This window comes from Methanococcus voltae (assembly GCF_017875395.1).
GTDB lineage: Archaea > AGJL01 > Methanococci > Methanococcales > Methanococcaceae > Methanococcus > Methanococcus voltae_C.
On sequence record NZ_JAGGMO010000006.1, the window covers coordinates 78,953 to 94,078 of the forward strand.

Sequence of the window (15,126 nt, forward strand, 5' to 3'; positions counted from 1 at the left end):
AAATATTTTTTTATTTTATTATATATTATTTTATTAATTTTATTTTTTACTAGTATATTATTATTATTATTATTATTATTATTATTATTATTATTATTAATAATATGTTACTTTGTAAGTATCACCATATCGTTCTACCAATAAAGGAAGACTTGGTTCTTCTTCCATTTGTCTAAAGTATTCTATGGCTACTTTGGTACCGGTTCTATCCGAACCTGCAATATAGTATACTGTATGGTTATTTATTTTTTGAATTTGAATGTATCCTTTCCCAACTCCTGGGTATTCATTAGTTATTCGCTCTGCAAATCTATTTTGGTACGTTTTGGCATATAAATTAACTACTGGACCGCCCACAATTACCATATCCGAATTAATGGTTATATTCGATATACTCATACCTTGAGTACGACATATGTTGTTAGTTAAATATTTACCATAGCCCACATCTATTTCAGAACCAGCAACTACTATGGAGTCAGCCATGAATGATGTTATCATCTTTGAAAGTTGTAATTGAGGACCCGAAATTTCGTCTACAATACCTGAGCCTCTACTACTACCTGAACCATAGGATTCTGATGGCTTAGAATCAGGAATTATAGATTCTAGTACCTTTTTGAAGATTACATCAATTTCAGGGTCTTGTACAACCGTTATTTCTACGATGGTATCATCAATTATTGTGTACCAACCTATGGTACTTCCCACATCGTTTAATTTTAATTCGTGAGTAGTAGCATTTTGTGTTGCATAAATACCTTCGATTTCTAAATCACCTTTTGGAATTTGGAATATTAAAAATCCTTTGTCGGCGGTAGTGTTTGCAATTATTTTAAGTTTTGATTTTAATTCGTTACCTTCTTTTTTAGTCTCTGAAGATACATTTGATACATTAAATCCTGCGTTCAATATAATTTTAATATTCTTCGTTAAATTTTTCGTGACGTTCTCCATTTGAGATTCTTCAGTGACATTTGAATAATTCATAGTTGATGCAACTTCTGCCACACTGCTTATATTTAATAATGTTTCATTTGTAACATTCACCGAAACATTTTCGAAATTTGGAATTACCAACGTTCTATTCTTTTTAGAATTTGTTTTATTATCCCTAATCTTAAATTTTATTTTCGTAGTTGTATACTCAGTATGATTTTCTGTTTCAATATCTTCGGTTTCGTTTTCAATTTCATCCCAAACTTCACTGCTTAAATTAATATTTCCAAGTTTTTCCGCTGTTGTAGTATTTATTACGTTAAAAGTTATGTTATCGTATCCTTTATTTCCAAATATGTCTAAAACTTCAAAGGAAACTTTGTAACTACCTGTTGGTTTATCAGAAGTGAATGTTATCCAATGTGTTAAACCATTTCTATTTGTAATATCCCAAGTTTCACAACCTTCCACGGTCACCTTTAAGGATTGATTATTCACTTTTATATTGTCATTTATATTACAAGTTAGATTTATGACTGTATTTGTGATATTTATACCATTTGGCAATATGTTAGCAATTATTACTGGCGATTCTGTATCGATCAGTACCGTATTAAACTTATCAATTGTAAATGTAAGTGGATTATCTTTTATTTTTTCACTTATGGTGACATTACTTATTCCCGTTCTTTCATCATTTAATAACGTACCGTTTTGTAATATTACTGCCATATGTTGCTTAATTTCTTCATCAGTCATTTCATACAATATTTCATCTACATTGTAAAATTCAATATTTGCAGATTTATTTTCAAACTTATTTTCGAAATCTGAAGTTTTTAATAAGGTCGTTTTCTGATTTTCAATTTTTATTAATTCATTTATGTTCTTTAATTGATTTTTGAAGTCTGTAGTCATATTAATTGAATCGGTAATTGTTAATTTCCCATATTCATTTTTAAAGTATAAATTACTGAAATTTTGGTAATTGTCATTAGTTACTTCATCCAAATTATTTTCATAACCTTTTTCTTCACAAATTTTCGAAATAGTTGTAAATTCATAATTTACCTTATCGGTGATTCTTACAAGAGTATTCATATTTTTTGAAAGGTAATATGGAAGTATTTCAACATTTCCGTTTATTTTCTTAATTATTTCTTCGTAATTTATAGTTCCCCAATAGCAATGAGTTGCATTTAATATGAAATTGTTTGTAGGTACACCATTTACAGTTACCCTGGTAAATTCGGTCATGTCGTTTTCTGTAAATGTTATGTTGCTTGTAACATTGTACAAAGGTCGAGCTTCATCAGTGTATTTTTCTTCCAAATCTATCTGTAGATCGTCCCATTTGTTATATGCAAATATATTATTTTGAATTGTAAAGTCTTTTACACAAGGACCTGCGTATATACCAAATTTCATATTATTATAGATGGAATTATTATAGATGGATATATTACGTGGGGGCAATGGGTTAGTTATTGATTTATCCGTGGGTGCCCTTACAAAGGTAATTCCATGTCCGTATGTGTAATTAGATTCTTTTGCATCGTCTCCTTCGTTACCATTATCATGGATATTATTATTTCTTATTACAAGATTTTTTAAAATCCCTTTAATGTAGATACCCGAACACCTACTGTTGTGAATATCGTTATTTTCAATCACGGTGCCGGATAAATCGCACTCAAAAGCCCCATAAGCATTGACACCGCCAGACACATAGATATTAGAGTAATCTCCGCAGGAGCCAAATATTTTATTATTTGAAAATGTGCTATTTGTTATTGAACATACGCCCATACTAGAAGATATAGAAAGCCCAGTACCGCCCTCCGTATCATTATTTAAATTGATATTTGGTCCAATCACGTTATTTTGAACTGTAATATTACTTATATTATTATTTTGAACAGGATTATATTGTGTAAAAACCTGGACTAAGGTCCTATATTTATCAGTTGGATTCAAATTATCTATTACAAAACCTTTAAAAGTCACATCGCCGGTTTTAATAATATGTACAATAGAACCACTACTTGCCCCATAATCTGACCTTATAACACTCTCAACAGAAGTATTCCAGTTGTGATTTTCAGGTAATTCATAATTATCGTTCTTTGGAATATCGTGTGTAGCACCTAAAACCGTTAAAGGTTTGTAAATTGTTATGTCACTAGTATACAATCCAGGTTCTACGTAAATTGTGTTATAACTATGTGCAGCATCTATTGCATCCTTTAAAGGAGTTGCTGAACTTGTTGTATTAATAATACTGCCATGTTCGTCTATCCATGAGTAATTTGATTCTGTTACCTTTAAAACGTCTGAATAAATAGGCGCAGGCGCAGGGTTTGGATTATAATTTGGGTCTACGGCCATACATACGTTAAGTATAAACAATAAACATACGATATACGCCATAATTTTTAAATTACTCCCTAAAAAATGATTCTTTTTCATAATTTCCCCCATATATGAATTATTAACTAATTAAGTACCAAATAAAAATTAGAAGTTGAAATAATTAATTTATGTCAAATATACATATGTAAATTTAAAATTGATATGTTACAATTGACATTGTCAATTGATTGATATGTAACATATGTCATTAAATATTATTTTTTTAATTAAATATAAACATAATGTAGTTAACTGTATCAATATATTAAAAATAATAAAAAATAATAAAAAAATTATTTATCAAATTATTTAACAAATTATTTATCAAATTACTTACTAAATTAATAATTTAAAATACAATACGATATAATTCTAAAAAAGCATAAATTTGGTGATATTATGTATTATACCTCGATAGCTATTGTTATAATTTCAAATATATTTTACCACATATTTCAAAAGTCAATTTCTCAAGACGTTAACCCATTTATTTCATTGTTTGTAACCTATGTGATGTCTTTAATTGCATGTATTGTAATAATGCTATATCAATGCCATACCGGCGAATTAAACTTTTCAAATGTGTTAACTGCTTTTAAAGGGTTAAATTGGGCTTCTTACGGACTAGGATTTGTAATAGTTGGTTTAGAATTGGGTTTTTTATTAGCTTACCGGGCAGGTTGGAATATTAGTATTGCGGCACTAACTACATACATCGTAGTTGCTTTATTATTATTGCCTATCGGCGTATTTATCTACAACGAAGGTATATCCTCTCTTAAAATAATGGGGATTTTATTATGTTTGTCAGGTCTTTTTTTAATTAACAGATGATGAAAAGAGCATATTATTAAAATTATTAAAAGATTACACGAATAAATGTACTTCAAAAATACATTATAATCTATTTTTTTAAAATAATTTCCATTAAAAATTAAAACAAAGCTCATATTAGCTTTTTTTAATTAAGTACTATAATATATCTTAGTTCAAATTTCGACGATAAACGTAAAACCATTTGTCATTTATCGAAAAATATATAAATAAAAAAAATTATCTTTTTTCTGTAAATATTTATCATTATTATTAATGATAAATATCGTTTATATCCCTTAAAATATGGAGGTAATACTATGAATTTAAATGAAAAATTAGCAAACCCTGCACCTTTAGGTCTTATGGGCTTTGGAATGACAACTATACTTTTAAATCTTCACAATGCGGGTCTTTTTGAACTTGGTTCGATGATACTAGCAATGGGCATATTTTACGGTGGACTTGCACAGGTTATCGCTGGAATATTGGAATTTAAAAAAGGAAATACTTTTGGAACTACTGCTTTTACATCATACGGTATGTTTTGGCTTTCGTTAATAGGTTTAATATTATTACCAACCTTAGGATTAGGACACGCCCCTGAAAACATTGCGATGGTATCCTATTTAGGTATTTGGGGCGTATTCACGTTAGGAATGTTTTTAATAACATTAAAAGGAAGTAACAAACAGTTACAGTTAATTTTTGGAACTTTAGCACTTTTATTTTTCCTACTTGCACTTGGTGACTACACAGGAAGTGCCATGATAAAAACAGTGGCAGGATACGAAGGTATATTCTGTGGCATGACTGCAATAGGCTCTGCATTATATCAAGTAAAAGAAAGTGTCGTAAACCCTTAATACTAATAAATCTTAATAAATCTTAATTTTAAATTTTTTAAAAGAAATAAAAAAAAGTAATGTTATTATATTTTATTTTATAGTTTATTTGATGATATTATTCGTTTAAATATCTGTCAAGTATTCCTTTTAACATTTTAGCGTGTCTTGCTTCGTCTCTTGAACTTTCTTCAAAGAAATCATGTACATGCTCTAAATTGTGGCTTTCTGCCAAATCTGCTGCAGCTTTTTTCTCTTTGTTAGCCATCATTTCGCCTTTGTACATCATTTCGATGTTTTCCTTTAATGTTGGCTTAATTACTTCGTTCATTTCAGCAAATTTTGAAGCGTGTTCTGCTTCTTCCCATGCCATTGTTTTTAAAACTTCTGCGATTTCTGGGTAACCTTCTCTCTGAGCTTGTCTTGCCATAGCTAAGTACATACCTACTTCTGCACATTCTCCTTTAAAGTTAGCCATTACCTCTTTTTCCATAGGGGTGTCTTTTGAAACTCCGATTTTATGTTCATTCACTAATTCCATGAAATCACCGTTTTATTTTTAATCTACCTTTATATTTTAAACTATATATACTATTCGGATTGAATTAAGACGTAAAAATCAATATATCCGAATTTAAGGAGTTAATTTAAAATTTTAAGGGTATTTCGTACGATAGATACGTATTTCGTATTACCATATAATCCATATAAAAAAATTAAAAAAAGTATATTAAATTATTTTTATTATTTTATTTTATTATTTTATTTTTATTTTATTTTTATTTTATTTTTATTTTATTTTTATTTTATTTTATTATTTTATTTTATTATTTTATTTTATTATTTTATTTTATTATTTTATTTTATTATTTTATTTTATTATTTTATTTTATTATTTTATTTTTATTTTAGTAGTTTAGTATTTTAGTATTATTATTTACTCATTGTTTAATTTTTCAATGATTAATTCTGCAACTTTTTTTCCTGAAAGGTACATACCACCAAAGATTGCACCCATTCTGTAACCTGCGTTATAAGCGTTTGAAGCCATTCCACAAGTGTAAAAGTTAGGGAATATTTCATTTGTGTTTTCTACGAGAGTATTTTCCCCAACATCCGCCCACATTGATTTTTCACCAGGAACTACGATGTTTAACTCTTTGTTTTTCCTTGCGAGTGTGTGTACAACTGAAGCATCGTGCCCTGTAGCGTCAATGACACATTTTGCACTGATTGTTATCGGGTCAACGTGTAAACCTGCCTTTTCGATTGAATAGGATTGAATAACTACACCTGAAACCTTACCTTCTTTTAAAATAAGATCTTCTACGACGATACCTGTTAATATCTTAGCTCCTGCGTCAATCGCTGCTACACCCAATTTTGCAGGGACTTCCACGGAATCAGCAGTGAATAAATCTGCTTCGATTTCCGGATTATCACCAATATTTACAGGTTTTAAGTTAATTCCTGCTTCTCTTAAGATTTCGTCGGCTGGTTTCTCAACTACGATGTTAGGGAAGCCCATTCCTCCGCCCCATGTTCCGCCACCGAATGATAAGTGTCTTTCTAATATAACAACTTTTAATCCAGATTTTGCTAAGTATTTACCTGCTGTTAAACCACTTGGTCCAGCCCCTACGATTACAACATCGACATCTACCATATCCATCCACATTTCAAATGTAGATTTTAAAATGGATTTTGTAACTATTTTCTCTTCAGCCTTCAATCTTTGCATGTTTGCGCCTCTTCTTTATTATTTTTATATATTCCCATGTATTTTCAGTTTTGTTTTTTTAAAAAACTGTTTTTTATTATATTTTGTACTATATTTTGACACTAAAACAGTATAATAAAATACGTCATAATATATAAAGGTTATGCAATTTATCATTATTAATCATTATAATTAATTATTAATCATGACAAATCTGAACAATTTAAAAAAAATTTAAAAAAATAAAAATAAAAATAAAAAATGAAAAGAAGAATAATTTTTTATTGTATTTTATAATTATAGTTTAACTTTATCCGCAACAATCTACCGAAAAATAGGCCCAATGTAAAAAGCCCAATTCCTGCTATTGAAAACATTGCACTATACAATATAAAATTATGAAACAAATTCAGTGCTAAAACTATATTAAACGAAGTTATGGCATTTAACACGTCGATAGATTGTATAGCAACCTGTAATATTATAATAACAATTGATATATTCACGATATATTTAAAAATATCATCAAATAGATATCCCGATACCGTGCCTAATAGTAGTAAACTTGGAAATACGAGATATTGGAGTATCGTGTATTCAAATATCATAAAAATCCCCATTATTTTAATGAGTTTTTAACGATAATTCTATGGCATAATAAGAAATTAAAAATTAATAAAATAGAATAATAGGTAATTATTGATTTAATAGCCAATAAGTATTATGGATAGAAATTATTGGCTATTATAATTTTTTGTTTATTTTTTTGTTTATTTATTTATTTATTTAGTTAACCTTATTTAATCTAATTTAACTTTATTCCTATTTAATCTAATGTTTGGCCCTAAATTTTAAGTTGGTGTCATTTTATTCGATATTATAAACATACTGGATAGTTAATGATACATATTTAACTAAAATTTAGTTAAAAATATCAATCTTCCTCTTCACACCTCTTCAATATATAATATATTGTATAATCTATATAATATTTTGTAAAAAACTATAAAAATAGAGTATTTTTTAATTTAAAACCTCGTCATTTAATTAAAACTTATTAAAAGACCATTATACCATTTAATTAAATTTTACTGTTTTAAAATAATTTAAAAATTATATAATACAGAGTTACTTGTAATGTTATTTTTAATATGAAGGTTTTTAAGAGTGCTAAACTCAATTTTACCCCAAAATTATATTTAAAAATCCAAATGTTCAATTCTAATATATATAATTTTCTTCTTAACTTAAATGCAAAGAAATATCATTATTAAAAAGAGATAAGGTAATCATATTAATTTACATACATTATATAATGTCAACATATTAAGTAATATTAGTTAACATAAATATCCGTTAAAATTGATAATAATATCAAATAAACCAGTATGGGACATAATAGGTTTAAAAAATATCTTAACTAAGGATTAGATACCACAGGGCTAAATAATTAGGTAAATAATCGTTATTAGGAATTTTAAAGTTATTAAAATGTTACATAACGTGTTATATTCAATAATATCAATATATTGTCATATTATATTGAAATTATTAGTATTGTACTTTATAAAATATGGATAAAATAAGATGTCAAAAATAAATATATAACTAAATATCTAAATAACCGCTAAATTACCATTGATAACACATAATCTTAGTATTTATAGTTATTTCGTAATTCTGCGAGTATATATTAAATAAATTGTAAATTATTAAAATAGCATATGGTAAAATAGTATTACTCAATGAACTATGGTGTTTATATGAACAAAAATGCAAAAGCAGTAAAAATTGAAGACTTACCTGAAATGAAAGTTGTTTTAGAAAATATCGCTGACGATGAATATATAGAACAAATAAAAAAAGTATTCGATTTTCACGGACATATATCAACTGGAGCGTTTATCGGTCTTCAAATGTACAGAATCGCTAAAAGAGAAATGAACCTTGAAGACGGGGAAACCGTATACGTAATGTGTGAGTGTAAAAACTGTATGCCTGACCCATTCCAAATTTTAGCAGGTGCTACCATAGGTAACAACAAGTTAAAAATATACAATATCGGCAAAATGGCCGCTACATTTAACACATTTGGAACAGTTGGCGACAATGTTAAAGGTTTAAGAATAATATTAGACGCTAACAAAATGCAAGACTACCCTAAATTATACAACTGGTACATGAACATTGAAAAAGTTCCACATACTGACGCTATTTTCGATTTAATTAAAGCAGGAGATTCCGTTTATTCATGGGAGTATGTAGATGTTGAAGTACCTCCAAAAAATAAAAAGGACGTAAAACTCTGTGAAGTATGTAAAGAATCGTTCATTAGCTATAATGGTAGTCCAATTTGTGAAACATGCGCTAAAAAGAAAAACTAACTAATTAATTAACAGTTGTTTAATCAATAAATTATAATTAACAATTAATCGATAATTAATCGATAAATAATTGATTAATTTGAATAATTACCATAAATAAGGAATCGATAACCCTAATATTAATCATATATAATGATATCTAAAATTCAATTTAGATGGTGGTACAATGACCAAAATGATTATTAAAGGAGGTCATGTTTACGACCCACTTAATGGTGTGGACGGAGAGGTAATGGACATCTACATCAAAGATGGCAAGATTGTCGAAAGCCTTTCGAGTGACGAAATAAAGGAAGCAAAAGTATTAGACGCAAAAAATAAGGTTGTAATGGCTGGTGGTGTTGATGCACACACTCACATTGCAGGACCTAAAGTAACCGTTGGTAGGGTAATGTTCCCAGAAGACCATTACAAGTGCGTAAGACCTAAAACACACAATACACACTGTGGAACTGGTGAAATCGTACCTTCAACCTACATGCAAGGTTACAAATACGCAACTATGGGTTACACAACTACCTTTGAGGCAGCTGTTCCGCCTATGATTGCAAGACACACACACGAAGAATTAAAAGCACTCCCTATTCTCGATAAAGCTGGTTACTTACTTTTAGGTAACAACTGGTTTGTTATGAAGTACTTAAGAGAAGGAGACATCGAAAAAGCTGCATCATACGTTGCTTGGGCTTTAGATGCTACAAAAACTTACGGTATTAAGTGTGTTAACCCAGCAGGTGTTGAAAACTGGGCTTGGGGTAAAAACGTAAACTCTTTAGATGAGAAAAACATCCACTTTGACGTTTCTGCAAGACAAATTGTTGACGGATTGGCTCAAATTAACGAAATGTTAGGTCTTCCAATGTCAATTCACTTGCACGCTAACAACCTCGGTCACCCTGGAAACTGGGAAATTACCAAGGAAACAATGGATGTAACCAAAAACATCAAAGTTAACGTAAAAGACAACATCTACAACGAAGTTAAAACAAAATTCGATAGTAGGAGAAAACAATCTGTTTATATGACACACGTTCAGTTCCACTCATTCGGTGGTACAAGCTGGAAAGACTTTGAATCAAAAGCAGATGATGTTTCAAAACACGTAAACAAATCAGACCACGTTGTTATTGACAGTGGTTGCGTTCCATTCGGTAAAGCTATTTGTATGACTGGAGACGGTCCAGGTTTATACGATATCGCTACAATGAATGGACAAAAATGGACAAACTGTGACGTTGAGTTAGAATGTGGTTCAGGTATTGTTCCATTCACATACAGCATAAAAAACAAAGTACACAGCGTTCAATGGGCAATTGGACTTGAGTTATTGTTATTAGTTGATCCAGCTAAAGCAATTTTAACTACGGACAACCCTAACGCAGGACCATTTACAAAGTACCCAAAAATCATGAAATGGTTGCTCTCTAACAAAGCTAGACAAGATACTATGAATGAATGCCACAAGTGGGCATCTGAAAGAAGTACACTTGCAAGTATTGACAAAGAGTTAAGCCTTTACGAATTAGCACAAATTACAAGGTCAACCCCTGCAATTGCTATTGGTATGGGATACAGAAAAGGTCACTTAGGAGCAGGTGCTGACGCAGATATTACAATCTACGACATTACACCAGACTACAACTCTAACGACTACGAAATGCTCGAAAAAGTATTTACCACAACCGCTTACACAATCAAAGACGGTCAAATTGTTTCAAAAGGAAACGAAATTGTTGAAACACCTAGTGGTAGGTCATTCTTCGCTAACGTACAAATGAAAGAAGAAATCCAAAAGCCAGTTATGGACGATGTTAAGGACTTCTTTAAATACTATACCGTTGGATTCAACAACTATTCAACTCCAGACGAGTATTTAACGAGACCTACACCTATGGATATCGATTTAAAATAAGTTAATTAATTTAATTAATTTAATTCATTATTTAATACAACTATTTAATTTAAGCATTGATGTATTGAAGAAAAATTATAATATTATATTTAAAAATATGATGATTATATTTCCAAATACGACTATAACTTGATAAAATTCAATAAATTATAAAATAATAAATAAATTACTTAATTTGCATTTATGGCAAGGTAATTGCAAGTACGGTGAAACAATGGGAGAAATTATATTAACTCCAAAATATGATGATAAATTTCCTGTTGAATGTGACATGATTACCCCTGACAACTTCTTTGGTAAATCAGAAGAAGAAATCAAAGAAATAAAACTTTGGAAAAGCTCTGTACAATACCCTGTATCAGAATTCTTCGATGTAAAGGGCGATGGTCAAGGTGCACAATCAGCATCAGACATTCACATCATAATTGATGGAACAGTACCAAAAATGAAATTAATCGGTTATGCAATGACCACCGGTAAAATTACAGTTAATGGAGATGTAAACTACCACGTTGGCTGTGAAATGAAAGGTGGAGAAATTGAAGTAAACGGTAATGCTGGCTCATGGGCTGGTAGAGAAATGGAAGGCGGAACCATTTTAATCCACGGTAATGCTGGCGATCACATCGGCGGTAGCTACAGAGGTAAATGGGAAGGTATGCTTGGCGGTAGAATTGTTATCGACGGTAATGCGGGTAGCAGCGTTGGTGACGGTTTAGTTAAAGGTACCATCATTGTAAAAGGAAATGTTGAAGCTTTCTGTGGTATTAGACAAAGCGGTGGTTTAATCTACGTCGGTGGAGATGTTTTAAGAACCGTCGGTGTAGAAATGAAAAAAGGTACCATCATCGTAGAAGGTAAAATTCAACACTTTTCACCAGGATTCTTCGAACAAAACTTATTAAAAAGTAACGAAGTTCCAAGTGAATTATACGAAGAAATCTTACCTTACGGTGCTAACCTTTATTCAAAAAGCTATGTTGAATATAAAGGAGACCACGCATTCTTTAATAAACCTAAAGGAAAAATGTACATCTCTGCAAATAATAACGAGTACCTATTAAGCTGTGAAGGTTCAGTTGATAGACCTATCGAGTTTAAAGGAGAAGCTTTAAAAGTTATCTTGAACACCGGAAGTACAATTGAACAAGGTAGAATTATTAAAGGTGGGGATAAATACAGCCCAGAATATAAAGACGTATGTGCTGTATGCCATATTCACCCAGATGACTATCAATTGTTGGGCAAACCTGAAAAAGTTAAAGTTTCAAGCCCTGACGGAAATAGAACAGTTGTGGTAAGAGCAGAAATGAAAGATAACGTTCAAAGAAGAAATATCTTCATACCAAGAAGTGTTTGGGCGAACGTTATTGTTGATGCTCAGTCTGTTAACTCAGGAGCTCCAATCTATAAAGGTGGCGAAGTTTACGTACAACCTAGTGATGATGAAATTTTAGAAGCACCATACATCATTGAACAACAATACAAATAAAATAACTAAATAGATGCTAAATCTTAGGTGAAATAATGGCTGAAAAGATTTTTAAAGACATCATGTGCCCCGTATGTGGTGGTACTTGTGATGACATTGAAATCGTCTGGGATGAAGAGAATAGAAAAATTGAAGTAAGGAACGCTTGTAAAATGGGTGCAGCTAAATTTAACGAGATAGTTAGTCACCACAGGATTATGAGCCCTTTAATCGCAGACAAGGAAAAAGCAGAAAAAAGAGAAGCAGAATGGGACGAAGCACTGACCAAAGCTGCTGAAATATTAGCAAACGCTAAAAGACCTTTATTATTCATGGGTGCAGAAACCTCCTGTGAAGCGATGACTGTAGGATTACACATGGGGGAATACCTTGGCGGTATTGTAGACTCCAATTCCACAATATGACACGGCCCTTCCTTAATGGGAGTTCAAGAAGCTGGTAAACCTGGTTCAACAGCAGGGGAGACCAAAAACAGAGCCGACTTGATAATATATTGGGGAACCAATCCTATGGACTCAATGCCTAGACATTTATCAAGGTATGCAGTATTCCCAAGAGGATACTTTACAGAAAAAGGTAGAAACGACAGAAAAGTTATTACTGTGGACCCAAGAAGGTCAGCTACCGCACAAGCATCTGACTTGCACGTTCAGTTGAAACCTAATTCCGATTACGAATTGTTCTCAGCTTTACTTATAGCAGTTAGAGGAAAAAGACCACACCCAAGTATTGAACAAGTAACTGGTGTACCTGTCGATACAATTATGGAAATGGCAGCTATGATGAAAAAAGCTAAATTCGGTTCAATTTACGGCGGTTTAGGTCTAGCTTCATCATACGGTAAACACAGAAATATTGAATGTGTTATGACCTTAGTAAAAGAATTACAAAGATACACTAAATTCACCATCGGTTTAATCAGAGGACACTGTAACGTTGCAGGATTTAACGTTCTTGCTTCATACCTATACGGTTTCCCATTCGGTATCGACTTTTCAAGAGGATACCCTAGATATAACCCAGGGGAATTTACTACAAACGACTTGTTGAGAGAAAAAGAAGTTGATGCAGTACTTGTAATGTGTGCTGACTTAGGTGCCCACTTACCACAAGACTCATCAAAATATTTAAACAAAATACCAGTTGTATGTTTAGATATTGCTCCTTGTCCAACAACTTCAACAGCAAACGTTGTATTGCCAGGTGTTATCGATGCAATTGAATGTAACGGTACATTCTATAGATTCGATGAAATACCAATGCACTATAGACCATTTGCTGAATCTCCATTCCCATACACCAAAAGCAACGAAGACACAATGAAACAATTGTTTGCTAAGGTAAAAGAGATTAAAGAAGGACAACCAAATCTATAAAAGAATTTTTCTTTTATTTTCTTATTTTTTATTTTTTCAGATTATTTTCAAATTATATTATGATAAATATTTCAAAATAATATTTCAATTTCAATTAAATCGTTTTTAAAAAAAAGTAAAATATGTAATATATAAAAAAGTATATTAATAAAAGTATATTGATTATTATTCTATATTTTGTTATTATTATTATTATTATTCTTACTTAAACGTTGAATTTCCTTTTATTAATCCTTTAAAAAACCCATATGAAATTAAACAATGGAATAGGAACAATAATATAGGTAAAGCTACGTATAAAGGTTCTCGAGTCTTAACCAATAATCTAATCGTATCGATTAATACCGCTATGATGTAAATAAATATGAATAATCCTGTTATAATCATAGACAATATCATAAACAAAAATCCGAACGGAAAAAGCCACAATATATTAAAATACCCTTTTCTAATCATTAAACCTTTTGCAGCACCATAGCTTATGGTTTGTTTTATAAATTTTTTCACAGTCGAGCGTGTATGATAATGGCTGACTATATTTGGATTAGTGTATAGTTTAAAACCTTCTTTTATAAGGTGCAAATTAAATTCAAAGTCCTGACCTGTTATAAAATCAGTGTCAAACAAAATTCCACTTTCTTTTATCATTTTTGTGTCATACATTCCATAAACAACAGTGTTTGAAAAAAATCCTTCTTTTGCATACCAAAAAGAACTACCGCCAGATAAAGGCGTGGAGTAAATAACTTTTGCAACTTCAGCACTCATGTTTTCGGATATCTTGTTTATAATACCCCCAACACCTACGAGTTTTGTTTCTTCGTTCTTTATCTTTTGATAGGTCTCCACATTATTTTTTAAAAAGTCATGTTCAGGATATGCGTGAGCTCCAAAAATTATAAAGAAATCCCCATTTGCGTTTTTAATTCCTTCATTAAATGCGTAAACCTGCTTACGCTTTTCATTTGTGTAAATCTTTATATTTTCAAAATTATGCTTTTTTTGTAACTCTTTAATCAGTTCCACTGTCTTATCCGTACTTTTCCCATCAAAAATTAGTATTTCATAATTTTCTTTTGGATAATCTTGGTTAAACCATTTTTCAAGACATTTTGTAATATATTTTTCCTCGTTGAAAGTAGGAATTATTATTGAAATAAAATTCATAGTATTACCTTTTTATTTCTTAATTTATTATTTAGCCTTATTTTTATTAAATATTATTTTATTTTT

Annotated in this window: 11 protein-coding genes; 6 read left to right on the top strand and 5 right to left on the bottom strand. The window is 30.5% G+C overall.

Annotation, left to right across the window (positions count from 1 at the left end):
• Window positions 1–96: 96 nt before the first annotated feature.
• Entirely contained in the window at window positions 97–3,408 is a 3,312-nt protein-coding gene (locus J2127_RS06985) for a right-handed parallel beta-helix repeat-containing protein (RefSeq protein WP_209732850.1), read from the bottom strand.
• Window positions 3,409–3,750: 342 nt separating this feature from the next.
• Between J2127_RS06985 and J2127_RS06990 the strand changes: the two genes are divergently transcribed.
• Both J2127_RS06990 and J2127_RS06995 read left to right on the top strand, forming a co-directional pair.
• A complete protein-coding gene (locus J2127_RS06990) occupies window positions 3,751–4,185 on the top strand; it encodes an EamA family transporter (RefSeq protein WP_209732851.1) in 435 nt (144 codons plus the stop codon).
• 299 nt (window positions 4,186–4,484) lie between these two features.
• Window positions 4,485–5,030 (top strand): acetate uptake transporter, encoded by a 546-nt coding sequence (locus J2127_RS06995; RefSeq protein WP_209732852.1) that lies wholly within the window; start codon window positions 4,485–4,487, stop codon window positions 5,028–5,030.
• Between the two features lie 97 nt (window positions 5,031–5,127).
• Here J2127_RS06995 and J2127_RS07000 read toward each other — a convergent pair whose 3' ends face one another.
• The 3 genes from J2127_RS07000 to J2127_RS07010 form a co-directional block, all read right to left on the bottom strand.
• Window positions 5,128–5,550, bottom strand: a complete 423-nt coding sequence (locus J2127_RS07000; protein WP_209732853.1) for a ferritin-like domain-containing protein — start codon at window positions 5,548–5,550, stop codon at window positions 5,128–5,130.
• A 396-nt stretch (window positions 5,551–5,946) separates the two neighbouring features.
• Window positions 5,947–6,750 carry a sulfide-dependent adenosine diphosphate thiazole synthase gene (locus J2127_RS07005; RefSeq protein WP_209732854.1) on the bottom strand — a complete coding sequence of 268 codons (804 nt, stop codon included), beginning with the start codon at window positions 6,748–6,750 and terminating at the stop codon, window positions 5,947–5,949.
• A 260-nt stretch (window positions 6,751–7,010) separates the two neighbouring features.
• Window positions 7,011–7,337: a hypothetical protein gene (locus tag J2127_RS07010; RefSeq protein ID WP_209732855.1), complete on the bottom strand. Its 327-nt coding sequence runs from the start codon at window positions 7,335–7,337 to the stop codon at window positions 7,011–7,013.
• A gap of 1,155 nt (window positions 7,338–8,492) precedes the next feature.
• On the opposite strand from J2127_RS07010, the gene J2127_RS07015 reads away from it, so the two are divergent.
• The 4 genes from J2127_RS07015 to J2127_RS07030 all read left to right on the top strand — a co-directional run bounded on the left by J2127_RS07015 (window position 8,493) and on the right by J2127_RS07030 (window position 13,893).
• Complete coding sequence (locus J2127_RS07015; protein ID WP_245326505.1) at window positions 8,493–9,113, top strand: FmdE family protein; 621 nt, start codon at window positions 8,493–8,495, stop codon at window positions 9,111–9,113.
• Window positions 9,114–9,279: 166 nt separating this feature from the next.
• Entirely contained in the window at window positions 9,280–11,025 is a 1,746-nt protein-coding gene (locus J2127_RS07020; RefSeq protein ID WP_209732857.1) for a formylmethanofuran dehydrogenase subunit A, read from the top strand.
• A 214-nt stretch (window positions 11,026–11,239) separates the two neighbouring features.
• Window positions 11,240–12,517 (top strand): formylmethanofuran dehydrogenase subunit C, encoded by a 1,278-nt coding sequence (locus tag J2127_RS07025; RefSeq protein WP_209732858.1) that lies wholly within the window; start codon window positions 11,240–11,242, stop codon window positions 12,515–12,517.
• Window positions 12,518–12,552: 35 nt separating this feature from the next.
• Window positions 12,553–13,893, top strand: coding sequence for a formylmethanofuran dehydrogenase subunit B (locus J2127_RS07030; RefSeq protein ID WP_209732859.1), 1,341 nt, complete (start codon window positions 12,553–12,555; stop codon window positions 13,891–13,893).
• Between the two features lie 201 nt (window positions 13,894–14,094).
• Here J2127_RS07030 and J2127_RS07035 read toward each other — a convergent pair whose 3' ends face one another.
• Window positions 14,095–15,060, bottom strand: a complete 966-nt coding sequence (locus tag J2127_RS07035; protein ID WP_209732860.1) for a glycosyltransferase — start codon at window positions 15,058–15,060, stop codon at window positions 14,095–14,097.
• Window positions 15,061–15,126: the final 66 nt, after the last annotated feature.

What these genes read in the sequence shown, in the direction of transcription:
- J2127_RS06990 (WP_209732851.1), top strand. Translation starts at nt 3,751, where the DNA reads ATGTATTATACCTCGATAGCTATTGTTATAATTTCAAATATATTTTAC.
- J2127_RS07010 (WP_209732855.1), bottom strand. Translation starts at nt 7,337, where the DNA reads ATGATATTTGAATACACGATACTCCAATATCTCGTATTTCCAAGTTTA.
- J2127_RS07020 (WP_209732857.1), top strand. Translation starts at nt 9,280, where the DNA reads ATGACCAAAATGATTATTAAAGGAGGTCATGTTTACGACCCACTTAAT.
- J2127_RS07005 (WP_209732854.1), bottom strand. Translation starts at nt 6,750, where the DNA reads ATGCAAAGATTGAAGGCTGAAGAGAAAATAGTTACAAAATCCATTTTA.
- J2127_RS06985 (WP_209732850.1), bottom strand. Translation starts at nt 3,408, where the DNA reads ATGAAAAAGAATCATTTTTTAGGGAGTAATTTAAAAATTATGGCGTAT.
- J2127_RS06995 (WP_209732852.1), top strand. Translation starts at nt 4,485, where the DNA reads ATGAATTTAAATGAAAAATTAGCAAACCCTGCACCTTTAGGTCTTATG.
- J2127_RS07015 (WP_245326505.1), top strand. Translation starts at nt 8,493, where the DNA reads ATGAACAAAAATGCAAAAGCAGTAAAAATTGAAGACTTACCTGAAATG.
- J2127_RS07025 (WP_209732858.1), top strand. Translation starts at nt 11,240, where the DNA reads ATGGGAGAAATTATATTAACTCCAAAATATGATGATAAATTTCCTGTT.
- J2127_RS07000 (WP_209732853.1), bottom strand. Translation starts at nt 5,550, where the DNA reads ATGGAATTAGTGAATGAACATAAAATCGGAGTTTCAAAAGACACCCCT.
- J2127_RS07035 (WP_209732860.1), bottom strand. Translation starts at nt 15,060, where the DNA reads ATGAATTTTATTTCAATAATAATTCCTACTTTCAACGAGGAAAAATAT.